The organism is Bradyrhizobium vignae, from assembly GCF_900324035.1.
In the GTDB taxonomy this organism is placed as follows: Bacteria; Pseudomonadota; Alphaproteobacteria; order Rhizobiales; family Xanthobacteraceae; genus Bradyrhizobium; species Bradyrhizobium vignae.
In genome coordinates, this window is record NZ_LS398110.1 from 1908479 (window position 1) to 1931932 (window position 23454).

The 23454-nt window shown below is 60.2% G+C and carries 21 protein-coding genes and 4 pseudogenes; 16 read left to right on the top strand and 9 right to left on the bottom strand.

The annotated features are described in order from the left end of the window. Positions 1-365: 365 nt before the first annotated feature. From BRAD3257_RS09260 to BRAD3257_RS09285, 5 genes and pseudogenes are all read left to right on the top strand, one after another. Positions 366-644: pseudogene (locus BRAD3257_RS09260) on the top strand (hypothetical protein); the annotation flags it as partial. A gap of 73 nt (positions 645-717) precedes the next feature. Then, positions 718-1478, top strand: a protein-coding gene (locus BRAD3257_RS09265; RefSeq protein ID WP_407120425.1) for an IS5 family transposase whose coding sequence is annotated in 2 segments (ribosomal slippage) — positions 718-1054 and positions 1054-1478 — 762 coding nt in all. Because the reading frame shifts where the segments join, the coding sequence is not laid out codon by codon here. A gap of 173 nt (positions 1479-1651) precedes the next feature. Beyond that, positions 1652-2173 carry a hypothetical protein gene (locus BRAD3257_RS09270; protein ID WP_122401591.1) on the top strand — a complete coding sequence of 174 codons (522 nt, stop codon included), beginning with the start codon at positions 1652-1654 and terminating at the stop codon, positions 2171-2173. A gap of 229 nt (positions 2174-2402) precedes the next feature. Beyond that, a pseudogene (locus BRAD3257_RS39645) lies at positions 2403-2766 on the top strand (SOS response-associated peptidase family protein); the annotation flags it as partial. A gap of 632 nt (positions 2767-3398) precedes the next feature. Beyond that, entirely contained in the window at positions 3399-3629 is a 231-nt protein-coding gene (locus tag BRAD3257_RS09285) for a hypothetical protein (protein WP_122401592.1), read from the top strand. Between the two features lie 163 nt (positions 3630-3792). On the opposite strand, the pseudogene BRAD3257_RS40865 reads toward BRAD3257_RS09285, so the two are convergent. From BRAD3257_RS40865 to BRAD3257_RS09300, 3 genes and pseudogenes are all read right to left on the bottom strand, one after another. Next, positions 3793-4014: pseudogene (locus tag BRAD3257_RS40865) on the bottom strand (DUF2939 domain-containing protein); the annotation flags it as partial. Positions 4015-4255: 241 nt separating this feature from the next. Then, positions 4256-4447: a hypothetical protein gene (locus BRAD3257_RS09295; RefSeq protein ID WP_122401594.1), complete on the bottom strand. Its 192-nt coding sequence runs from the start codon at positions 4445-4447 to the stop codon at positions 4256-4258. Between the two features lie 1071 nt (positions 4448-5518). Next, the gene (locus tag BRAD3257_RS09300) at positions 5519-5731 is read right to left on the bottom strand and encodes a hypothetical protein (protein ID WP_122401595.1); all 213 of its coding nucleotides are present in this window, start codon (positions 5729-5731) and stop codon (positions 5519-5521) included. Positions 5732-6220: 489 nt separating this feature from the next. On the opposite strand from BRAD3257_RS09300, the gene BRAD3257_RS39650 reads away from it, so the two are divergent. From BRAD3257_RS39650 to tnpC, 4 genes are all read left to right on the top strand, one after another. After that, positions 6221-6484 (top strand): hypothetical protein, encoded by a 264-nt coding sequence (locus tag BRAD3257_RS39650; protein ID WP_160118789.1) that lies wholly within the window; start codon positions 6221-6223, stop codon positions 6482-6484. Between the two features lie 1478 nt (positions 6485-7962). Continuing rightward, positions 7963-8364, top strand: coding sequence for an IS66-like element accessory protein TnpA (tnpA, locus tag BRAD3257_RS09320; protein WP_122401598.1), 402 nt, complete (start codon positions 7963-7965; stop codon positions 8362-8364). 23 nt (positions 8365-8387) lie between these two features. After that, positions 8388-8708, top strand: a complete 321-nt coding sequence (tnpB, locus tag BRAD3257_RS09325) for an IS66 family insertion sequence element accessory protein TnpB (protein ID WP_425304745.1) — start codon at positions 8388-8390, stop codon at positions 8706-8708. 45 nt (positions 8709-8753) lie between these two features. Next, on the top strand, positions 8754-10415 hold the full coding sequence (tnpC, locus tag BRAD3257_RS09330; protein ID WP_122401599.1) for an IS66 family transposase: 1662 nt from the start codon (positions 8754-8756) through the stop codon (positions 10413-10415). Positions 10416-10747: 332 nt separating this feature from the next. On the opposite strand, the gene BRAD3257_RS42185 is transcribed toward tnpC, so the two are convergent. After that, positions 10748-10966 carry a DUF6161 domain-containing protein gene (locus tag BRAD3257_RS42185; protein WP_376707299.1) on the bottom strand — a complete coding sequence of 73 codons (219 nt, stop codon included), beginning with the start codon at positions 10964-10966 and terminating at the stop codon, positions 10748-10750. Here BRAD3257_RS42185 and BRAD3257_RS39250 point away from each other — a divergent pair. The 7 genes and pseudogenes from BRAD3257_RS39250 (at position 10960) to BRAD3257_RS09370 (ending at position 17188) form a co-directional block, all read left to right on the top strand. Then, the gene (locus BRAD3257_RS39250; protein ID WP_145986994.1) at positions 10960-11262 is read left to right on the top strand and encodes a hypothetical protein; all 303 of its coding nucleotides are present in this window, start codon (positions 10960-10962) and stop codon (positions 11260-11262) included. The two genes, BRAD3257_RS42185 and BRAD3257_RS39250, sit on opposite strands and share 7 nt — an antisense overlap. 411 nt (positions 11263-11673) lie before the next feature. Continuing rightward, on the top strand, positions 11674-12126 hold the full coding sequence (locus tag BRAD3257_RS09340; protein ID WP_122401600.1) for an ABC transporter substrate binding protein: 453 nt from the start codon (positions 11674-11676) through the stop codon (positions 12124-12126). A gap of 247 nt (positions 12127-12373) precedes the next feature. Further along, positions 12374-12753 (top strand): annotated as a pseudogene (locus tag BRAD3257_RS09345) (nuclear transport factor 2 family protein). 248 nt (positions 12754-13001) lie between these two features. Continuing rightward, on the top strand, positions 13002-14300 hold the full coding sequence (gene istA, locus BRAD3257_RS09350) for an IS21 family transposase (protein ID WP_122401601.1): 1299 nt from the start codon (positions 13002-13004) through the stop codon (positions 14298-14300). Then, a complete protein-coding gene (istB, locus tag BRAD3257_RS09355; protein ID WP_122401602.1) occupies positions 14300-15097 on the top strand; it encodes an IS21-like element helper ATPase IstB in 798 nt (265 codons plus the stop codon). The genes istA and istB overlap by 1 nt, the downstream gene beginning before the upstream one ends. A 512-nt stretch (positions 15098-15609) precedes the next feature. Then, on the top strand, positions 15610-16194 hold the full coding sequence (locus BRAD3257_RS40875) for a hypothetical protein (RefSeq protein WP_244607902.1): 585 nt from the start codon (positions 15610-15612) through the stop codon (positions 16192-16194). A 211-nt stretch (positions 16195-16405) separates the two neighbouring features. After that, positions 16406-17188: a helix-turn-helix transcriptional regulator gene (locus tag BRAD3257_RS09370; protein ID WP_122406452.1), complete on the top strand. Its 783-nt coding sequence runs from the start codon at positions 16406-16408 to the stop codon at positions 17186-17188. On the opposite strand, the gene BRAD3257_RS09375 is transcribed toward BRAD3257_RS09370, so the two are convergent. The 5 genes from BRAD3257_RS09375 to BRAD3257_RS09395 all read right to left on the bottom strand — a co-directional run bounded on the left by BRAD3257_RS09375 (position 17185) and on the right by BRAD3257_RS09395 (position 23343). Further along, positions 17185-18603 carry an HlyD family type I secretion periplasmic adaptor subunit gene (locus BRAD3257_RS09375; RefSeq protein WP_244607903.1) on the bottom strand — a complete coding sequence of 473 codons (1419 nt, stop codon included), beginning with the start codon at positions 18601-18603 and terminating at the stop codon, positions 17185-17187. The genes BRAD3257_RS09370 and BRAD3257_RS09375 overlap by 4 nt on opposite strands. A gap of 50 nt (positions 18604-18653) precedes the next feature. After that, complete coding sequence (locus BRAD3257_RS09380; protein WP_122406453.1) at positions 18654-20390, bottom strand: type I secretion system permease/ATPase; 1737 nt, start codon at positions 20388-20390, stop codon at positions 18654-18656. A gap of 141 nt (positions 20391-20531) precedes the next feature. Then, the gene (locus tag BRAD3257_RS09385) at positions 20532-20990 is read right to left on the bottom strand and encodes a hypothetical protein (RefSeq protein ID WP_035705682.1); all 459 of its coding nucleotides are present in this window, start codon (positions 20988-20990) and stop codon (positions 20532-20534) included. A 249-nt stretch (positions 20991-21239) separates the two neighbouring features. Beyond that, positions 21240-22667: a hypothetical protein gene (locus tag BRAD3257_RS09390; protein WP_244607904.1), complete on the bottom strand. Its 1428-nt coding sequence runs from the start codon at positions 22665-22667 to the stop codon at positions 21240-21242. Positions 22668-23100: 433 nt separating this feature from the next. Continuing rightward, positions 23101-23343, bottom strand: a complete 243-nt coding sequence (locus BRAD3257_RS09395) for a hypothetical protein (protein WP_312016237.1) — start codon at positions 23341-23343, stop codon at positions 23101-23103. Positions 23344-23454: the final 111 nt, after the last annotated feature.

Here is a 23454-nt window from a genome sequence, read left to right on the forward strand (position 1 = left end):
TCCGAACCAGGGTCACCCCATCACCGCGCGCCGGCGGCGTCAATCATCCCGACCGCGCTATCCAAAGCATTCCGCGCAAGTCAAGCCCGGGCACCGGTGATACTATCGTGACGCTCACATTCAATCCAAGGCACAAAGCATTCGGCGACGGAGGCGGGCACGTCTTATGTACGCGGAACGCGCCGATTGCGAGCATTACGAATGTCGCACTTGGGTCAAAAGCAGCGGTCCGAAGCTCTCAGGGGCTGGTCCGGTTCACCTGTAACAGCGGACATATCCACACCCACGATTGCGAGTAGCTCTGCCCCGGTACCATCCCCGATTGATAATTTGCGTATCGGCCGCAGCCGCGCTTTCATATGCGCATGGGTACCAAGTCACGAGAGAGCATCTATGGCGCCTCGGTCCGCGCATCGACAGAGCGGGCGATGGAGGCGCGCAAGGTCGCCGACCGGCTTGCCTGCGAAGCCTGGAATAAACGCATGCTCGCCTTCCAAGGGCCGGCCCAGCCATCGCCCGCGCTCGGGGATGCCCTTAACGCTGGGTATCTATATCTCGAAGTGAAGTGCCTCGGCTGCGAGACCCATCAGACTGTCGCACTCGATATTGTGCGGCGGCCGAAGACAACGCCGATCCACGAGCTAGGGTCTGTACTCAATAGGGATTCCCGCTGAGGCGGAGTTGTGATTCAAGACCTCCGAGTCGAAGGGGGGCTTGATGGGGCAAAAGCTATATTGGCTGAGTGAGGCGGAGTGGAAGCGGATTGAACCGCTGTTGCCACGTGGGCGGCGCGGCGCCCATCGCGTGGATGACCGACGCGTGATCAGCGGGATCCTCCACATGCTGCGATCGGGCGCACGCTGGCGAGACTGCCCGGCAGATTACGGCCCCTACACGACCATCTATAACCGCTTCAATCGCTGGAGCCGCCAAGGCGTGTGGGGCAATATTTTCTACGCCTTGACTGGCTCAACCGGCCGGGTCGGGACAATGTCCATCGACGCGACCCACATCAAAGCCCACCGCTCGGCGGCGGGCGCAAAAGGGGGGACTTCCAGCAGGCGGTCGGCCGCTCGCGAGGCGGACGCACCACCAAAATCCACGCGCTGACCGAGGATTATGGACGTCCGATCGCCTTCGTGATCACGCCTGGCAACTGCCATGACCTCACGGCGGCGCGCGATCTGCTGCCTGCCGTCTCTCCTGCTCGACGATTGCTTGCTGACAGGGCCTATGACGCCAATAGCCTGCGTGAGTGGTTGGCCGAGCGCGGAACAAAGGCAGTAATTCCGCCCAACCCAACTCGCAAGCATCCGCACCGGTACGACGTGAAGGCCTACAAAGGACGCAATCTCATCGAACGCATGTTTTGCCGCCTCAAGGACTTCAGGCGGATTGCGACCCGCTACGACAAGCGAGCCGACAACTTCCTCTCGGCCATCCTCTTGGTCGCCGCCGTTACTTGGTGGATCAATTGAGTCCGGACCCTAGAGCGGTACATGCGCTGTAAGGACTGTTCGGAGGTGCGCGGCTATCCGTACAAGCGTAGCCATCTGGTTGCGCTGCGGGCGACAAAGATTTCGGCGAACGATCCGCCGTCGCATTGGTGGCCGGGTGAGCGATAGCTGTCTGCTCAGGAGCAAAAACGTATATGGAACGTTGGGACAAACTAAATTTTGCATTCGAGTATCTTCTTCATTTCATAGGTCTGAAGTCCGCCGAGGAACGCTATGAAATCAACTCAGTGGAATTGGCTCTTGTCAGCAATTTCAAGGGCGGCAACAATTCCGTTGTCGAGCCCCTGCAAAGCCTTGGCGATAAATTGCCGCGTTATAGCAGGCAGCTCTCACGGCTGGCTAAGTTGATCGCCGGCCGTGATCTCCGGCAAATCCAAACCATCGATAGCCTTGGGGCTGAGGCAGGTGAATTTCCAGCATTGAGCGGGCACACGAATTCCAAGATTGCTGGCTTTGGTCCATCGTACGCATCCGCGCTTCTTGCTGCCTATTTTCCTCAAACGTTACCAATAGTAGATCGTCAGGTTCTGAGGGGCGCGGATATTGATCATGATGTCGATGAAAACGGTCAGGTAGTCAGCATCGCAAACTATTATCCCATGCTGCTGAGACGGTTTCGAGATGAACTTGAGGTCAGGCCGCACGCCGGTCGTTGACCTCGCTGTAATCGCGTTCACTTCTGCTTTTGGTCCTAGGCTGCCTTCGCTGTAACTGCCCGTTGGGTCTGCTCTTCGGGGCAGAGCGGACGCACGTCAGGGCTAGCCGCCACAGACGGCCGTCGCTCCCGGTCACACCGCGCGTGTCCGTGCGCGAGCTGGATCGGGAATGGTTTATTCGAGGTGGCAAAATCAACAGGGTACGTCGGGCCGGGAGCCGGTCTTAATAATGTGTAATCTCTACAGCATCACTACCAAACAAGCCGCCATCCTTGCGCTCTTCCGCGTGGTCAATCGCTACGTTGGCAACTTGCAGCCCATGCCCGGCGTCTTTCCCGATTATCCGGCTCCCGTGATCCGCAACACGGAAGCCGAAGCGAGATGACACTGATGCATTGGGGCATGCCGCCGCCTACCGGCGGCCCTCCGGTCACAAACATCCGCAATATGTCGTCGCCGCATTGGCGCGGTTGGGGCTGAAGCCCAAGAAACCGTTGCCTCGCGCCCTGCAACAGCTTTGCCGAATGCGCCTGAGCCCAATCCGGAGACGAAGAAATGATGTCGTCTGGTTCGAGCTTAATGACGATCGTCCTTGCGGCCGCCGCTGTCCTCTTTGTTCTCGGCGCGCGCAACTCAAGACATCATCAGGCAATGCCCGCTGCAATGTCTTCGCCTCATCCCACCGCGCGCATCCAGACGTGGCGGCTCGTTAAGGAATTGGTTACGAGTCGCTGTCACCATTTGCATATAGGTCATCGCCATATGCGGCGACGCATTCTGAGAACGGTTTAATATTTCGACACGCCCGGTTGGCGGTCTCTTCTGGAGAGGCCCAATGTTAAGGGCTTCGCGGTGGCAGTTGTGGCGCTGATTGGCACCGCGCAAACGGTCGATATCTAGCCAAAGGTCGGTATACAGACGCGGCCATGGATATGCTGCGGCAAATCAGGCACGCATTGGGTTTTAGTAATTTGTTTAACGCGGAGCCGCGTGATGGACATCTCATGGGCTGATCTCGATAGCGATGAACAACGCACCATTGCGATATTGGGAGCCGGACTTTCAATTGAACTGTGCGACCCTCTTGCCCTCCTGACGCTAAGGCGGCTCGGTCTGGTCATAGGGTCGCATTTGACGGCCGCTGGACACAATTTGCGAAGAGATGCCATTGTGAAGAGTGTCGCGGGCTAAGTGTTGCAGGTGGGTGATTAGGACTGAGGTCTGAATGCCAAGCGCAATCGAGCTTATTGTGGACGCTTACGTTAGCCTCAATAACAGGATAGCTCTCGACGATTTGCGCATACAGCGCCGGAAGCTGGCCGTGGACCTGAAGGCACGCACCGACTTTGACTGCCGGACAACCATTCAGCAGATCGAGGAAGATATCATCGTGATCGAGGCTGGGCTAGCGCAGCTGGATGGAGCGGCGAAGACCAACCACCCAAAGAGCCTTTAGCCTCGATCTAGATCATCCGCTCCTTGGTAATCCGCAAGCTGCGAAGGTAATAGCCCTGTCTTTGAACGGCTGATTTGATCTCGTCGCTGACTTTGAGAACTCGTTTTCTGCTCTTGCGCCACTTGTTCTGAGAGCCGAACGCGTTTATCGCCATTCGCTCTAATGGGCGCACCGGCCGCCTTTGGCCGAGTCGATCGAGATAGGCGGACATAACCTGGTCGACGAGGAAGTGGCGGACACGCAACAAATCCGTTCGGGCCATGATTTGAACAGCGTCTCCGCTCCGAACGGCCGAAACCAGATCCAACGCGGAAACGAAAGCCGACCCGGCATACACCACAAGGCAGAGCAGGAGGACCGCAACGATGCCGACGAGCCACTTCATGTAGCGGCAATTGAGGCGAACGGGCTTTGTTCCCGAAGCTACCGAGCCGGTGGCGCCCCCCCATCCATGGATAGACGCGCGATTGGCGACTGAAGTCGATGTCCTTCTCCTGCGAGGGCCCGGGCCGCCAAACCAAAGCGCTGGTTACGCGATCCAGGGTGAGCGACCACGAAAACGCGATCCTGAAAAGGCAGACATGCTTAACTAAGGGCGGGATGGCCCAAGCTTCTGCGAAGCAACTCTATCCGCTCAAGGCCGCACGGCCCTGCGCGGTAATTCGATATTCGGTATTCCCAGATGCTTCAGGGATTGCCTCTACTAGGCCAGACTCTACCAGGCGAGCAACGAGTTCGTGATCGAACAGCTGTGTGCTGATCCACGGTTCGGAAGACAGTTGTTCTAAGAACGCGCGCTCGATCTCGGTCAGGTCCACGGCCTCTCCGAGGACAACTCGACGCGCGTCAGTGCCGTTCCGCGTCAGGAAGGTGCAAAACCATCAGGTGGGACAGAAAGCACTTACAAGCCCGGTCACTATGGGGACGAGTCCAACGACGATCCATAGGACAGGCGAGCCAGACGACAGGCCGGCAGCAATAATCCAGACGCCAAGGAGGACGATGACGGTCGAAATTGCATAAGCGACTGCTCTGTGCATGGCGAACCGCGAGTTTGGACGCCATTCGACGCCGGGCCAAGCAAAACGTTCGTGCGCAAGCGTCCTTGAGGGACAACAGCGGCGCCCGCCGGTTCGCACTGGCGGCCCCTCGCGAGCGTGGGATTAACTTAGGATATAATTTCCTCCATTAAATATTTATGTCCATCATTTAAGACTAGAGTGTTGTTGCGACCTCAGGCACTCCTTCGTGCTGCGCCTGGCCGATGCACCGGCGGCTACATCCAGAGCCATTACCGCCGCAAACGCGAGTGCATATCAACCGTTTCTTGGGAAGCTTAGGCTTGACCATCGTATAGCGCGAGTTCCCAATTAAATCCCTAGTCAAAGATGAGTCGGGGTTGCCGTGGGTATTTACTTGCTCTCACTCGCGGCGTGCGTTGTCGGGGTCCTTCTGTTCATGGCATTCCATCGATAGGGCCGACAGCGGACGCAACAGTTACCTTGAATCCTCAGCCCAGAGCCGAAATTAATAATCTCGGCCGGTTGTTTTTGACTGTGCACAATTGCGCGCGTTCAATTCCAAAGATTGGAGGCGAGCGTGTATTTAAATTGGGTCCTCGTTATTCTCATCGGCGTCAGCGTAGCGATCCTGATCGCCCACACGATCGATGCGATGCGTTCCTGAGGTTGCGCTTGCGATTGGATTTATGCGGCGTATTCGAGTTACAAGGCACGCGGATTCTGATTTATACGCCCTGCGCAGCCCGCGCGCAGTAGTCCAGCGATGAGCACCACCGCTGAACTGCGGCGGGCGATCTACTTCGAGAACCGCCTACATGGCCAAGAGGAACCCGCCAGCCGCCCCAGGTCGGCTTGTTTTTCAATGCACTAGCCGTCCTGGCAGCTGATGCCGAGGCTGTCGCAAGTGAGTGCGAACGACTCTTTTGATTTAGGGTCTTCAAAACAGAACTTGGTGCCGATCTCCGCGCGGTCGGTCCACCAAGCGGCGTTAGCTTCTTTCGCGATGCGGGAAGCTTCGCCCCGTAACAGGTCGAGTTGTTTCCCGGCAGCACGAACAATCAGGCAATTCTCCTTGGGCATAAAACGTCTCCAATGACAATTTGGACTGCGCAGAAGGCACGCGGCCGAAAGACTGCCTAATTTGTCGCTTTAAGACAAATGATGGGACTTAGGGGCGTTCGGGGCATCATGGAAATCCGGACAGTGATCAGCCCGGTTGCCTGGGCATTCGTCCTAGGTGGTCTTGGCCTATTCGTCATGCTGTACCTTCCCTGGTAGCGGCAGGCATGTGCGGCTCGGAGCGCGCCCGAGCCAACGAGAGTGGCGGCGTGCCGCTCTTGAAATCCGGCCGAACATCGGCGCCGCGCCTTCCGCATGCCACGCACACAAACCGGGGCTCGAGATCTGACAGCCGCATGCCATCCGGCCAACAGTCAGCATTGAGTGCCAAGCTGTGGCTGCACCGGTAATCTGCGCAATAGAGTAGGACCCCGCGCACGCCCATCTCATGCATCTCGCCGAAAGTGATCTTGAGCGGCCGGCCGTCGACGTGTGTAGGTGTGTAGTTGCGTGAAGAGCGAGGCATGCCGCCATCAAAGCGACATCGTAAGTACCTCGCAAATTATCAATAACTTGGGCCGGATTGCGACGGAAGTGCTAAGCTATTTCTTCAGAATCAATCCCATTTCCCGTGCCATCCGCCTGATGGATCCGGCGTGCCGGCCAAGCGCTGCCGCAATCTCCGAGACGACACGGCGACGCGCCAGCCAAGCCAGCCGCTTCCGCTCAGCCTCGATCCATTCCTTGGGCTTTGACGATCTCATTTCGAAATGATCGAATGAGTTCGATGCGAGCGATATTGGGAAATTTACGGGTGGCGAGGAGCGACTAAGGGAGCCGACCCGCCCCGGCGGATGGCTGTCTTAACGCGTCTCAAACGCGCCAACCTTAGTGCAGTACGCGAGCGGCTTCTGCTAGCCGGACCTTCTCTCGTAGATCCTCGAGTTCCTGAAGCATTTTCAGGAGATCCGGCAGGACCGTTGCCCGCTTCAAAATTCGGGTCGTTTGTCCCATCGCTACACGCCTCCATGGCTCGCCAACGGCGAGCCACATCAAGGCGCACACGGGCAAATTTTCTCCTGCCCAGAGAATTGCATTTTTAACGAACCAGCTGAGCATGCCCGTCTGCCTGACAACCCGAACCGAGATATAGCCGCACATCCTTGGTCAGGATGACACCAACTGGCGTCGGAATAACGTCGGCTGAATTTGGTAGCGCATTAGCGTGCGCTCCGATCTGGCCATGTGGCCGGGAGAGCCGCGCCATTTCGAGAAAAGTAACGATCAAAGGCGTCTCCACGATCTCGGGTGGTTGTCAGCTTCCGGCATGCTCCGCCACCGGTCATCGCCGTTGTAAGCCGACCGGGGTTTTGATGATGGTCGAGCTCCATTCGCTGGTCGGTTGCGAGCTTCATCATGAAGGAGCGACGCAGGGCAGGGGCATTGTTATCGAAGCCGAGGAGCCGACTTCCTCAGATCGTTCGTGGCTCTGGTCGAGCGCCTTGTCGCCGCTCAGTACGATCGGGGCCGCAGCGGCTTGGCAGGGCAGGCACATGAGGCGCCGCCCAGGTCACATAGGAAACGCGCCCAGTGGCTGGCGGCACATGCCGGACGGCTGAGGCGATGAATAGGGGCCCGCCAGGTTGGCGGGCGTCTCTCTTGCGGCTCTCTTGTACGACCCGTTTAATGATCTCGATCATTGGCAGGATCGCAATGCAAAAGATCATTACGGTGGGCGTTATGACGGCCGCGCTCGTTCTTGCAGCCTGTGGCAGAGAGCCTGGACCAAAGGGCGATCCGGGAGCGCAAGGCCCGGCCGGTCCGCAAGGCGCTCAAGGTATTCAGGGGGTGCCGGGGCCACAGGGCCCAGCCGGCGCGCAAGGACCACAAGGACCGTAGGGGCCGAAAGGTGAGAAGGGCGACAAGGGCGATCCGGCGCCCGTCAACATCCGTGCCGTGCAAGCGGATGGCGCAGTCAATTGCGATAATAGCGAAACACTGGTGTCCGTATTCTGTCCTGGTGGGGGAGCCGCAGACGGCGCGAAATGTGGGACCTCGCCGACGGTCGGGCTCTGCATGAAGAAGTGAAGCCAAATGGCCCGTCGGTTCACGGTGGCGGGCCCCAGACTCTCGCTGCTCTTGCGGTAGAGGAAGGCCTCCCCACCGTACGCCTCCGACGAGGACCGTCTTGCGTGACGGGTGGTAATTCGCGAAGCGTGTGACCTTAAGTCTAGCTTTAAGGTCATCAGGCGATGCGGGTCGAGGTTTTGGGCGGGCTCGAGCGGCGGCGGCGTTGGTCGCAGGACGACAAGGCACGGATTGTCGAGGAGACGCTGGCACCGGGCGCGAAGGTAACTGAGGTTGCGCGGCGCAACGGAGTAGCGGCCAGCCTGGTGTTTACCTGGCGTCGCCAAGCACGGACATCGGAACAAGTTGCACCATCTTTTACGCCGGTGCAGATCGCCGCCCTAGCAGCCTCGGCTGAAGAAACTCCGAAGCTTTTGCCTACGGTTGATGGCCGAGTTCGTTCGGCGGCAGCTGCGCGTACTGGATTGATAGAGATCGATCTCGGCAACCGACGGTGCATCCGGGTGGATGCGCACGTCGATCCGGAGGCGTTGGCGCGGGTCCTCGATGTGCTTGGACGCCGATGATTTCTGTACCAGGGAATGTGCGAGTGTGGCTGGCTACAGGCTACACGGATATGCGCAGAGGCTTTCCATCGCTGGCCCTCCAAGTGCAGGAGGTGCTGCACAAAGAACCGCTTAGCGGTCATTTGTTTGTCTTCCGTGGTCGCCGCAGCGATCTTGTGAAGGTGATCTGGCACGATGGTCAGGGAGCCTGCTTGTTCACAAAAAAACTCGAGAGAGGAAAGTTTATCTGGCCATCGGTTGCCGGTGAAGCGGTAACGATCTCGCTGGCGCAGTTGAGCTACCTGCTGTCCGGGATCGATTGGCGCAATCCGCAAGAAACCCAGCGCCCGACGCGGGTCGGATAATCGTTTTGGGTTTGAATCTGATGCTCGATCTGATTCAATGGCTTCATGACATCGAAGCCGGATGATCTTCCGTCGGATCTCGCAAGCGCCTACCTTGCGCTGCTGGCCGAGCGCGAGGCGTTGCAGGCTGAACGCGATGTGGCAGTCGCGGATGCCGCCAACGCGCGGGCGGAGCTGTCGGACAGCGAGGTGCTGATCGCTCATCTTGAGCTACGGATCGAGAAGCTCAAACGCGAACTGCACGGGCAGCGCTCCGAGCGCACGGCGCGGCTACTCGAGCAGTTGGAATTGGAGCTCGAAGAACTCGCCACCACGGCGACCGAGAATGAGCTGGCTGCGCAGGCTGCCGCGGCAAAAACCCAGAGCGTGAGCGCCTTCACGCGCAAGCGGCCGGTGCGCAAACCGTGGCCGGACGACATCGAACGTGAGCGCGTCGTCATCAAGGCTCCAACGACCTGCGCCTGCTGCGGCGGATCGCGGCTGGCGAAGGTCGGCGAGGATGTGACCAAGACGCTGGAGGAGATTCCGCGTCGCTTTAAGGTCATCGAGACGGTACGCGAGAAGTTCACCTGCCGCGATTGCGAGAAGATCAGCCAGCCGCCGGCACCGTTCCATGCGACGCCCCGCGGCTTCATCGGCCCACAATTGCTGGCAACGATTTTGTTCGACAAATTCGGCATGCATATCCCGCTCAACCGCCAGAGCGTGCGCTTCAAGGCCGAGAGGATCGATCTGCCGCTGTCGACGCTGGCCGACCAGGTCGGCCACGGAACCTTCGCCGTCATGCCGCTGTTCCAGCTGATCGAGCGTCACGTGCTCGCGGCCGAGCGCCTTCATGGCGACGACACCACCATCCGCGTCCTGGCGAAGGGCAAATGCACGACCGGCCGGATCTGGACGTATGTGCGGGATGACCGGCCGTTCGCCGGGCCTGCGCCGCCGGCGGCGGTCTATTATGCCTCGGGCAATCGACGGGGCGAAAATCCTCAGAGGCATCTGGCCGCCTTCGTCGGCATTCTGCAGGCGGATTGCTATGGCGGCTTCGAGCCGTTGTTCGACCCAAAAAGGAAAGCAATGCCGATCACGCCGGCATTTTGCCTGGCCCATGCGCGGCGGGGATTCTTCGAGCTGGCTGACATCGAGAAAGCCGCCCGGGAAGGCAAGGGCAAACCGGTCTCTCCGATCGCGCTGGAGGCGGTCAGGCGTCTGGATGCGTTGTTCGAGATCGAGCGCGCCATCAACGGCCGTAGCGCCGACGAGCGGCGTGCCGTGCGCCAGGAGCGGAGCAAGCCGCTGCTCGACGACATGCACGACTGGCTGCTCCGCGAGCGAGAAAGCCTCTCGCGCTCCGCCGAGGTCCTGAAGCCCATGAACTACATGCTTAAGCGCTGGGACGACTTCGTCCGCTTCCTCGACGATGGCAGGATCTGCTTGACCAACAATTGCGCTGAGCGTGCATTGAGAGGCATTGCCTTGGGAAGGCGCAACTGGACCTTCGCTGGCAGCCAGCGTGGCGCCGATCGTGCAGCTATCATGCTGACGATGATCACGACCTGTCGCCTCAACGACGTCGATCCCAAGGCTTGGCTCGCCGACGTCCTCGCCCGGATCGCTGATCTTCCCACCTCGCGTCTGCGCGAACTGCTGCCCTGGGAATGGAAGCTCCTGCACCAAGCCGGCAAGTCCGCCAATCAGCAAGCCGCCTGACCCTGCACGCAACGCCATCGTAGAACTCGCCGTGCTCGCGCGCATGCGTCAATCAGGCGGCCTTCGTCGTATGCGTACTCCCCACCAACCGGCCAAGCTGATGCACCGCCAGGGACAGATACCGCCTCGGGGGCTCAAAAAAGCCGACGCAGCCGCCTATTGCGGCTGTTCCGAGGATGCGTTCGACCGGGGGCGATCTCCGGCACTCAGCGTTGGGACCGAAAGGCGATTGATTGGTATCTCGACCGGGCTTCTAGTCTGCCCCAAGGGACGGCGAACGAGGCCGACGATGCGCTGGCGGACTGGCAGGCTTCACAAGCTGCACGGAATCGCTAACGACCTGGCTTGGAGTCCAACGCCTTTGCGATGATTCCCGCCAGTGACGCATCCGGCCCTTCCTCCTTCACGATTCCGTCTGCGGCTGTTCTGAATAGTGGGGCCAGTATGAGCGCACGGTCGGCTGCCTCAACCTTAGAATCGTTGCTCAGAGCAAGATAGGTTTTGATAAGGGCGATGCGCTCCTCGGCGTCCGTGTGAGTGCGCCATGACAGAGTTAGCCGATTTCGATTTCAGCATTGAATTCTCGAGTCGGTTTGCAACGGAATTATTGCAAGCCTGCTTTTTAGTTGGTGCGACGCCGGGACGTTTTTCCTACGACCAGACCGGTCAGCCAGGTCTAATTGGAACGCGAACGGTGCCGGGCGGAGCCGCCCTGTATCAGTCGTATTTGCTGGAAATCGAAGCCGGCTACGACCTAACCTTGGGGAATCCTACAGTAAACTTTGATGTTCTCAGCGCGTCATTATCGACTTTGATATCGGTATCAAAATCCCGAGGAATGTCGTAGCGCGCATCTTTGACGTTACAGCTGTTGATACTGCTCTCGCAGCAGACCCCATGTCTGTAGACGTCACAAGGGACTATTCCGAAGAATTTCGGAGCGCGCCACGCAGCGATCCCTACCCCGGTCGTGGGGCGAATTACACCAAAGGAACTATTGAGATCCTATTCGCTCCCGCGGTGGCGCCGTTCGGTGGCGGAAAGAGAAGTTCGCTCAAACCGCTAATGTGACCATGTCCAACGTCTCGGACATCCAGATTTTGCCTGCGGGGACGGACCCTTCATTCGTAAGCTTGGCCAATATGTTTGCGGCTAAAGGACTTACATTTTTAATCTCGACAGAAGCGAGCGGCTACGACTTGACGCCGATGATAGGAACCTGGATGCCTACGGCACCACAGTCATAGAACCAATCACGATGCGCATCGGTGCTGCGCCTTCTGGTCCCGTTATCGCGTACGCCGCCAACACTGCTGGCGGCATCCACAACAGCACCGAAGTAGAGCGCGCATTCACCGAGTTCGTGGGGAGCGGAAGTGGAGGGGGCATCATTGCGTTGCCCCACGCCATCACCGAGGCCAACCGCGATCTTATCATTCAACGGGCCATGGCCAATCTCATGCCGGCAATATTTGCATTCGAGGCCCACGCATACGCGGGAGCGCTTGTGACTTATGGTATCGATCGCAGCGATACCATCTTGCAGACAGCAGACTACGTCGATCGCATTCTTCGTGGTACCAAGCCGGCAGACCTGCCGGTTCAGGCGGCCCGCAAATTCGAATTGGTTGTCAATCTCGAGACGGCGAAAGCGTTGGGCCTCACCATATCTCCAACATTGCTGGGCCGCGCTGATAAGGTCATCGAGTAGCCAAAACAATCGTAGTCTCTGGTCTCCTTTTGGCCCCTTGAGCTTCCATTACAGCGTCGGAGGGAGATGTCCGGAGGCGGAGGTAAACCGGAATGGCCGACCGCTGGCCAAAACGGCGCTTTTGACCCGCGGCGATATCGGCTCTACTTCGGCGCATCTCTTGCTCAGACAATTAGGCGGCGCATGGTATGCCTGTGCCCAGTGTCATCGCGTGCGCAAACGAAAGCGCCAGATGGTGAGGCGAAGGATGGATGATCGCGAGAAACTGGCTGCGCTGCGCCGTCCTTGGGATGCTTCGGATTCAGGCCAGTTCGATCGAGCATGAAATCTATTGCGAAGATGCCGTGCTCGATTATCCGCAATCAGGCGAACGCATCCGGGGCCGGCGCAAAATCCAGGAAAGCCGCTTCCTGCAGCCGAACACAAAGCGCTTTGCCGTAGGGCGAATCCTTGGGGGTGGCGACCTCTGGGTTAGCGAGTTTGTCCTGAGCTATGACGACGTACCGTCTTACTCCGTCAGCATTATGGAGTTCCGCGACGGCCGTGTAGCGCACGAGACTCAATATTTCGTGAGACCGATTCACTCCGTCGCCCTCGCGTGCCCACCTTGTTGAGCCTCTCAACTGATCGCCTCTGTTGCACGCCTTCGGGATGTCAGCTTACGCTCTCAGATATTTCGTGACCTGGGGATCACCCTCACTAGCTCCGAACATAACGCCGATCCGCCGCATTGATCTGTCTGTCTGAGCTGTGTCGGTCATGTTGACCTCCTCATATTGGTCAGCTTCGTGATCCTTGTCGGGCGACATGGGAAATTGCCCCCCTGACGACACGAGGAATTGACCCCCTCGCGACACGATCAAAACGGGGGTTTTATGCAGCGACTCAGTTCAGGTCCTCTGCGGTTCAAAGATCCGCGGAGGGAGGCCATGCTGGAGCCGGACGAGGTTTCGGCGATACTCCGGCTCAACGAGCTGGGGTGGGGTAGCAAACGGATTGCCCGGGAGCTCGGGATCAGCCGCAACACGGTGAAGGAGTACATCGCGGCCGGCGGCTGGACACCTTATCGGCAACCGCAGCGCAAAAAGGCACTTGAGGGCCAGGAGAGCTGGCTCAAGGAGCGTCTGCGGCAGCACCGCGGCAATGCTGACGTGATCCGCCAGGAGTTGGCAGCCGAGAAAGGCATCGTTGTCTGCCTGCGCACAGTTGAGCGGGCGGTACAGCGCTATCGCCAGGAGCTTGCGGCGGAAGCGCGCGCGACGGTGCGGTTCGAGACAGCGCCTGGCAAGCAACTGCAAATCGATTTTGGTGAACGGCTGGTTGAGATCGGCGGCGCCAAGGTTCGCGTCTACCTGTTCGTCGCCACGTTGGGCTACTCGCGCCGGCATCATGTCAGAGCCTTCCGCAACGAACGGCAAGAGAACTGGTTCGACGGCCTGGAAAGCGCGTTCATGAAGTTCGGCGGCGTGCCCGAAGAAGTGCTGTTCGACAATGCCCGTGCCTTGGTCGTAGAGCATGACGCCATCACGCGCACAGTGGTCTTCAACGACAAGCTGAGCGCATTTGCCAAGCACTGGGGCTTCCGGCCCCGTGCCTGCGCGCCATACCGAGCCCGGACCAAGGGCAAGACCGAGAACGGCGTTGGTTACGTAAAACGAAACGCGATCGCGGGCCGCGCCTTCCCGAGCTGGGACGCCCTTGAGGCGCATCTTGAGGCTTGGACGCGGGAGGTCGCCGACCTGCGCCAGCATGGCACGACCGGCGAGCCTCCGATCGAGCGGTTCAGGCGGGCGGAAGCGCAGGCACTCAAGCCCATCGTTGGGAGGCCGCCCTTCCAGGCTGCACGTGAAGTGATCCGCCGTGTGCAGGCCGACTGTGCCGTCGAGATCGATGGCAACGCCTACTCGGTGCCCTGGCGGCTAATCGGCGAGATGGTGCGAGTGATGATCGCCGACGGGCTGGTGCGCATCCACCATGGGATCCATGAGGTGGCCGTCCATCCGATTTGTGCCGGTCGTCGCCGCCGCGTCGTCGACCCCGAGCATTTTGCGGGCCTGACTGGCTTTAGATCGAACCGAGCTGCCGCGCTCGCAGGATCGTCCGTTGCGCCGCACTCGCCGGCGCTGCTGCGGCCGCTCGGCGAGTATGAGGCAATCGTCGGAGGGGGCTTCTGATGCGCGCCGCTGTCCCCGATCGCCTGAGCGATATGCTGACCCGCCTGAAGCTGACCGCCGTCCGCGACCAGTTGGATGGGCTATTGGACGAGGCCGGCCGACAAGAGCTGAGCCTGCGCGAGACCCTGGTGCTACTGTGCGAGCGCGAGATCGCCCGCAAGGACGAGCGGCGCATCGAGATGACCCTCAAACTCGCTCGCTTCCCGTTCGTTCGCGATCTCTCCGGCTTCGACTTCTCGGCCCAGCCGTCCCTAGACCCCAAGCAGGTACGTGAGCTTGCCGGTGCGCGCTGGATTGCCAATGGCGAGAACGTGCTGCTGCTTGGGCCGCCTGGCGTTGGCAAGACGCACCTGGCGGTCGCGCTGGGGCGTGAAGCGATCCTGGCTGGGCATTCCGTGCAGTTCGTCGCAGCCACGACGGTCGTTGCGCAACTCGCCAAAGGACACAGCGAAGGCAGGCTTGACGAGCGGCTCGCGCAATTTGCCAAGCCAAAGCTCCTGATCATCGACGAACTCGGCTATCTGCCCTTTGAGCCCAATGCCGCACATCTCTTCTTCCAGCTCGTCAGCCGCCGTTACGAGAGAGGCGCGATCCTGCTCACCAGCAACCGCAGCGTCGGCGAGTGGGGCTCAGTCTTCGGCGACCCTGTGGTCGCCACCGCGATCCTTGATCGCCTGTTACACCACAGTCACGTGATCACAATCCGCGGCGACAGCTACCGCTTGAAAGAAAAGCGTCGTAGCGGGCTTTTGCAGAAGGCCGCCGCGCCAGAAGCTAAATCGGAGAAAAAGCCGTGAAGCAAGCCGCTCGCTCGCTACGGCGCTATGGGGGCGCGCTCCGCGAGCGGCTTGCCACATCCACCAAAACAACAAGGGGGTCACTTCTTCACGTCGCTACGGGGTTAAATCCGGACGTCGCTTGACAATCCTCCCTCGTTTTTGCTCGATCCCATCTGCTTTCGTGGCGTTTCGTTCACGCCGTTTCTGATGCGAAGCTGGTGCGCGGTACAGGCCCGAGGGCCATAAGCCGGTGATCGGCAGCCTTTGGTGGTGCAAAGCGGGACCTTTGAACACGCAAGTTGCAGAGGGGACCAAGAGCGGACCAAATCGGGCCATGCTTGCTTTCACGATTGTCCTTTTGCGGCAATCTCGGCACGGGCCTGGAGCCCAATCTGATCCGCCGATCCAGGCATGGTCCAGACGACTGCGAGCTTAATGGCCGTTTAACGCTTTTGCGCAACAAATGGATCACCAGCGCGGAATTAGTCCTAGTTACAAGTGCGAGCCGAGCTCCCAGGGAGGGGAATCGGATGGGACTGCTTTTTGTTGGAGTGCTGGCAGGAGTCCTGATCGGCTTTGGCTGGTTCGCGCCTTCCCGAGGGTATTTCCTTGGGTGTGCGTCACGAGCCTGTTTCGACCGGGTTGCGGTCGCCCGACCCGCACAGCCAACGCCGACGGCATTGGCGCCGGATCCCGTGATCGTCAAATCGAATTCTGCAACTCGGGGAAGGTCCGGCAAGAAATCATCTCCAGAGAAGAGCGGATCGGTCGACCTCGCCAAAGCGGCGTCACCGCGGACGAGGATCAGCGTCCCGGTATCCGAACGGCCCGCGGAAGTATCAGATCCTGTCCTGGAAAAGGCGAAGGTCACCATCGCCACGAAGATGGAGGATCCAGGATCGGCCGAATTCACCGAAATGAAGCGCACGATGCGAAAGAACACGCTTGGACGCCCCGTGGACACGATTTGCGGGCGTGTGAAAGGAAGAAGCGCATCAGGCGGCGAGACCGCAGAGAGACCGTTTCTTTATCTCGTGAAGGAGGATGAAGTATATATCGCCGACGGCAAGTCGGGGTCGGCGGCGTCAACGGCGTATCGAAATATCTGCAATTAGGGAATGCGTCGACTGCGTCACCGCGCGGTACGCGCCCAAATGATTTGAGCGGAAAGAATTTCCACCCAAGCGCCAAGTACCCGCAGTGGATAAGGCACTGGCGGCGGCACTGCGCCGCTCTCGTGATGTTCATTCAGGATGAATGCAGCAGCAGGGGAGACGCAGTACGGAATGGGAATATCGCGGAAGCTCTTTTCATCTCGAGGAAATCATGGACGACATAACCAACTCGTCAAAGCGGCTCGATGGATCGCTTCACTTTCCGGTTCTGGTAATCGTCGACCCGCTCCTGTTGCCCCGCACATGTATTCTGAACGTCCTCAGGCGGGAATTGGCGGAATTCGAGATCCTCGACTTGGCAACGGTCGAAAGCCTGGACACCACGTCAACTCGCGATGTTCGTCTGGTGATGCTGAGTATTGCAGACAAGCCCATCGACGATCCCTCGGTTGAGGGCAGTCTCGCCTTCGTTGCGGAGTGTTGTCCCAACGCCGCCGTTGCGATCCTGTCGAACCATGACGACGAGCCGACCGTGCAGGCCGCGATGCAGCGGGGCGTGCGCGGCTTTCTTTCTACCTCGCTGCCGATCGAGATCGCCATAGCTGGCCTGCGCCTTGTCCTTGTCGGCGGCGTCTACAGGCCGCTGCCTGTCGCCGGCATGAACAGGATAGCTGATTTCGAGGCGCCAGATGCACGCGGGCTTGCGCGCGCATATCTTGTGAACGAGGGAGCCGGAGTGACTATCGAAAGGAGCGTGACCGACCTCACGCCTCGTGAGCAACAGGTTCTGGCGGAATTGGCGCTCGGCCTGCCCAACAAGCTGATCGCCGCCAAATTGAACCTCTCGGAAAGCACAGTGAAAATGCACGTCCAGCATATCATGCGGAAATGTGCCGCGCACAATCGGACGGAAGCCGTGCTCCGCTGGCGCGTCCGGTTGCCGGCGCAGGTTCGCGATCACGAATCCGGCGCAGGTCCGATGCAGGAGACTTAGTCCTCTCTGAATGCACCACGGAAGCTGTCGAGCAAAGGCCTGAGCGCGTAGAGAGCCACGGTACCGTGCCCTGTCGTGATGAACACTTGAACCGGCATGCCGGGGACGATCTGGATGTCGTTTGCGAGGATCTGCGCGTCGTCGATCCGGATTTTGGTCGCGTAGTATGGCTGGTCGGTACGCTTGTCGAGGAGCCGGTCTGCCGACACGTGCACGACAGTTCCCTTCAGGCGAGGCACGCGACGCTGATTGTACGGTACGAGGTGAACCTCGGCATTGAGGCCGGGATGAACCACGTCGATATCCTCGGGCCTCAGGCGCGCGGTCACGATGAGACGGTCTTGCCGGGGCACCAGGTCCATGAGCGGAGCGCCCGCTCCGATGACGCCACCGGCTGTATGAATCCGCAAATCGGTTATCACGCCATCCTCTGGCGCCTTGACTTCTGTTCGCGATAGCTGGTCCCTGGCCGCAAGCAACCGCTCGCGGAGCTGGAATATCTGGTTCTGTGCTTCACGAAGCGACTGTGCGATCTCGTTCTGCCTCTCGCTCTCGAGCTTGAACAATGTGGCCTGCTGTTCGCTGATGACTTGCGTGGCGCGGGAAATCTGCGCGGCGATCTCGCCGCGGCGGCCCTCAACGTCGGCCAGCTCCCGCTGCAGGTTCAGAAGTCGCGGCCGCCGTTCGAGCCCCTTATTGACGAGGGTCGTGACCATATCCAGTTCCTCCCGGACGATGCCGACCCGCTGCTCGGTGGCGCTCTCCTGTGCCGTGAGACCTTCGATCTCCTTTTCGACTTGACGCGTTCGTTCGCGAATGACCGCAAGCTGCGACTCGTGAACCTGCAGGCGTGCCTGAAAAATGAACTGCTGCGCGGACATTGCAGCGGCTGCCACGCCGTTCTGCTTGCTGTCCTGTTCCAGCGCGTCCGGAAACGCGATGCTCTGAGATCTCTGCTGCTCGGCTTGAAGTCGTGCGGCACGAGCAACTGCGTCCCAAAATTGACCTTGAAGGCTTTGCACCTCCGAGCTCGCCCGGGTATCCTCCAGCGCGATCAGCGTTTGGCCGCTACGCACGCTATCGCCATCCGAAACCAGGATTTTGCTGACGATACCACCTTCCAGATGCTGGATCGTCTTGCGACTCGATTCCGATTCCACGACGCCGGACGCGATCGCGGCGCTCTCGAGCGGCGCGAGGCTCGCCCATGTCCCAAGCCCCAGCATGAAGCAGAGCACCAGCAGATTGCCCGCGACGGTGATAGTGCGAAGCCTTCCGCGTGGCGAGGTCGGCGTAGGCGTCGAGCACCATGGAAACTCCAGAGGCTCGAAATCGTCGATTGCGGTTACCACGACGCCAGATCGTCGGGCGGGCGGGGGGCGCACCGGCGCTCGCACGAACTGGTCCCAGATCATGGGAAGTCTCGAGACAGCAGGATGCTTCCAGACGGTGAGAGAGTTCCAGATCATGGCGCAACCTGTGAAGTAACCTGGGGTCGGCTCAGGTGCCGTTCAAAGATGTCTTCGCTGTCGCCGAACGCGGCGACCGCACCGTCTTCCATGATGGCAATCTTGTCCGTGGCGGCGAGGAGACCCATCCTGTGAGTGACGACGACAAGGATGACGCCTGCGAGCTTCATGCGTTCGATGGCATCCAGGAGCATTCGCTCGCCTCCGTAGTCGAGGCTGGCGTTGGGTTCGTCGAGAACGATGAGGCGTGGACTGCCGAAAAAGGCGCGGGCAAGACCGAGGCGCTGCCGATAGCCGCGCGAGAAGATTGTTTCACTGTGAACCACCGTGTCGTAACCCTGCGGCAGGCGCATGATCGCCCCGTGGATTCCAGCGAGCTTGGCCGCTTCGACGACCTTCCGCCGGTCGGCATCTTCAAGGCGTGCGATGATGTCGTTGATGGTGTCGCCGATCAGATTGATGTCCTGGGGGAGATATCCAAGACCGCCGCCGTTTCGGCCTTCCCGAAACATCGAGACGTCCGTATTGTCGAGGAGGACACGGCCATGCGTCGGCATCGACAGCCCGGCGATCACCTGGCCGAGTAAGGACTTGCCTGACCCGGACGGGCCGATGATGCCAAGGCATTCTCCGGGCATGAGGCTGAAGGAGACGCCGTTCAGCAGAAGATGGTCGGTCCCCGCAAGCCACACGCCCACATTGTCGACGACGAGGCCGTTTCGCGCCTGCGGCGGGAAAACCCCTGCGCTCGCCTGCCGGCCGACGGGGAACGCAGCGAGAAGTGCGCCGAGCCGCTGACAGGCACTCACGGCCGTCACGAGTGATTTCCAGCCTGCGACCGCACTTTCGACCGGCGCGAGCGCCCGGCTGAACATGAGCGTAGAAGCAAAGATGATTGCCGGACTTTTCCCGTGATCGAGAACGAGCCACGCGGCAACCCCCATGATCAAGACCTGCGACAGCGCGCGAACCGGCTTGGCGGCCAGCGAGACGATCTCGCCTCGCCGGAGGGCTCCATCGCGTTCTCTGCGCGCGTGCTGCGCGTCACGCTGGATCATGCGCGCAGCGCTATCGAACATTCCCATGGCGCGGATCATGTGGATGTTGCTCGCGGCAGTCTGAAGGCGACCGTAGCTTCTGGAGAGCGCGGCGCTGGACCTGAGCAAAGCGTCTTCCGTGACGAGCTCTCCGGCGATCGTGAGTGCGAACAGGAAGGCGACGCAGCAGGCGCCCACCACGCCAAGCAGGGGGTGGATCAGAACGAGGACCACGAGGAACAAGGGCGACCAGAGCGCGTCGAACAGCATCGCACATGAGCCGGACTCGACGAACTGGCGCAGCACGGTGAGATCCCGATATGCGTCCGACGCTTGCGTCCAAGCGCTGCGAAGCGCCGATTCGAGGCCGGCCGAAAGCACGCAGGGACGAAGCCGATCGTCGAGCCAGGCGCCGAGGCGTCCAAGGACGGCGCGTCGCAATGCATCGAATACGCCGCCGACGACCACTGTGATCGCGACGATGAGCGTGAGCAGGAGCAACGTGTCGCCGCTCCGGCTCGACAACACCCGGTCGTAGATCTGAAGAAGATAGATGGAGGGCGCAAACAGGAGCACATTGTAACTGCAGCTATATGCGAAAACGAGGCCTAGCGGTCCCACGCAGGACCGGAGGGCTATGTGCAGTGGCGTCCGGATCTGCGGCAGGATGGGCAACCGAATGGGCGGCATCAGCATGATCGTCACCGCCTGAAATCGAGGTCCGGCGCACTTGACTGATGCTCAGCGCAACCGGGCAACCACATAGGTAGATCTTTGGCGCGAAATCCAGGACCGGCGGCCGCGGCAGCCGGTCCTGCCGGTCAGACGAGCGGTTCGTCAGAGCGTGTCGAGATGGAAGGTCACTCCTCCACCCCATGCGAAGTTGCCGTCTCCGCCATCGCCGCCGATGCCGGCGACAACTTCCTGGTGCTGGTCCACCGCGAGCTTGTTGATCTGGGTGGCATCCGTATTGGCGTAGACCTTGGAGGTATCGTAGCCGCTGTAGGACTTCTGGCTTCCGTTCGACTCGGCGTCTCCGCCATGAGCCTTGGAGAACACCGAGGCCTTGGCGTTGGCGCCGCCAGCATCCCAATCCGCCGTCTGTTTGACGTGATCGCCGGTGCTGACGTGCACGTCGGCGCCTTCCGCCTTGTTGGTCGGATCGTAGTTGACAGTCGGCTTGCTGATGATGGCTCCCTTGAAAGTACCGTCACCGCCATTTCCGGCACTTTGACCACCGGTGTCGATCGACTTGACTTTGATCGTATCCGAGATGTTGATTGCCTTTGGCATCATTTGAGGCCTCCGTCGGTTTGTTGGCTGTCGTGCAACATCCATCCCGATCAGGCGGACGCGCACGGCAGTCTGATCCGCCCGTGCCCAGGAGCGATAGATGTCAAATCGAACACCATCCCGGTTTGATGGGCCTACCTACGAAAGTACGACATTTCGTCAGGGGGGGCGCCTCTGCGCGGGCTTTGCATGCGAAGAGTGGCGACGCGCGTGCCCCGATGCGATCGGCCATGCAAGCGATGCGACGTTTCGCTATGCCAGCAGGTGAAGATCCGACAAGAGATGCGCGGCATCGCCACCTAGCACGAGGTTGCCGTAGCCGCCGTCCCCGCCAACGCCGGCGATCTGGGTCGCACTCTGGTCGATGTGCACGTTGTTGACCTGATCCGCCATGGCCGTCGAATGTGGACCTGCGATTGCTATGTTGATGGGTGCATAGATCGCGACGCTGACGTCGATCAGACTGCCCGCAAAATAACCGTTGCCGCCATTGCCTGCGCTGTTCGAACCGGTCGCGATCGTATCGGACCCGCCCCACAGATCATGGGAGAGAAGGTTTGCATGGCCGCCCCCTGCGGCGTTGTCGTTGCCGCCGTGCCCTCCAATGCCAGCGATCTGAACCGCGGATTGATCCACGGAGACATCGTTTATCTGCACCGCGTAAGCGCTGGAGCCGTAACCCGTGATTGCGATGTTGATCGGGTTGTACACTACAAACGAGGTATGGACGAGTTCCCCGTAGAACATGCCGTCACCGCCATTGCCGGCCTGGCTTCCTCCCGTTTGAACGTCAAAGACGCTCGATCCCCAACTGGGGTCGAGCGTGATGACGCTACCGCCGGCGGCCACATTGCCATGTCCGCCACTTCCGCCGACGCCCGCGATCTGCGTGGCCGATTGGTCGATGTCGACCGTGTTCGACTGACTTGCATGTGCAGTGCCGCCCGAGCTCGCCAACGCAATATTGATTGGATGATAGATCACCACGGGAGCGTCCGCGATCGCTCCCGAGAAATGGCCGCTGCCGCCGCTTCCGGCGCCGCTCTCGCCGCTCGCGATCACGCCGGCGCCTAAGGACGTACTGACGCTGCCTCCCGATGAAATGTTGTCATTGCCGCCATGGCCGCCGGCGCCGGCCATCTGAAAGGCGGATTGATCGACATTCAAATTGTTGGACTGGTCGGCCTGGGCGACCGAGCCGTATCCCAAACTCACCGAGATGTTGATCGGTTCATAGACCAACAGGGACGCGTGAATGATACTTCCGTAAAAGTAGCCATCTCCGCCGTTCCCGGCCATGTTGGCTCCGCTCTCGACTGTCGCAATGCCCATCCCAGGATGGGATGCGTCGGAAGCGGGCGTGATGGACGAAACATCCAGGCCCGCCGCAGCGTGATTGCCGGCGTGGCCGCCTGTGTCGACCCCCGATGCGGGATGTTTGGATTGAATCGAGTCGGAACCATGATGCTGGGTATTCGCGCTCGTGGGGTGCGCTTCAGGACCTGCAAATTGACCTGAAAATTGACCTGCAGACGGGCCGGGACCATGGACCAGGATGCCACCGCCGACCGCGTCGGTCAGGAAAGGGGCGCTCGGTGCCGGACTCGCTTCGTCGTCCCCATCATGCCGATGAGAGGCCTGGTGCAGCCGGATCCCATCCGACATCCGCGAAAAATCCATCCTAACCTCCCTCATCGCAATCGCTCCACGCAATCGGACGGGTTCTGCATAGAATGTCATCCCGGGAAGGTCGAAAGCCCAGTCGTCAGTTCGGATATAGCGCTTCGTCTGGCAGCCGTAACATCGGCTACATCCGTTCGGGTAAGATTTGCCGATGCTTCAAAGTGCGACCTTGAGGGGACAATCGAACTGACGGCTAAGTCGCCTGCATCTCGCCTGCGGCCAAAATGGATCCACCGCGTTGCCGGATTTAAGTCGCATTGCGACCCAGGTCACGGCCACCCGCCGAGCCCGTCCGTGCCCGCGCGGGTGGTTGATGCCAGTCCCGTCCTCTCCGCCGGGATCGCAACCCGCGCGTCGCAGGCTCCCCTTACTTAGCCTCGGGTTCGCTCTCGCGGCGTTGCCAGCAAATCCTCGCCTGGTGTCAGCAGCCTCACGTAAGTCCCGCTCTCGCGCTCTCGTGCAGCTCGAGCCAACCTTGATCGACCGCATGCTTGATGCCGGCGCCGAATTCGGGACCGCTAGAATTGCAGCCGTTCTTCGACAGGAACGGCGCGTTGTTCTTCTCGATATGGATGCGGCCGTCCTGGACCGCCTCGACGCCTTTGGCGAGTTCGATCAGCTTGCGCCCCGCGGCCTCTGGATCAGAGTGAGGCCGCTCGTTCATCAGCTTCATGGATCGGCCCCCCAGCCGGAAATTCTGCCGAGCTATAGGCGATTCTTGATTACCCGGTCTCGGCAAGATGGCTTGCTCCGTGCCATAGCATCCGGAGACGATATTGGAGCC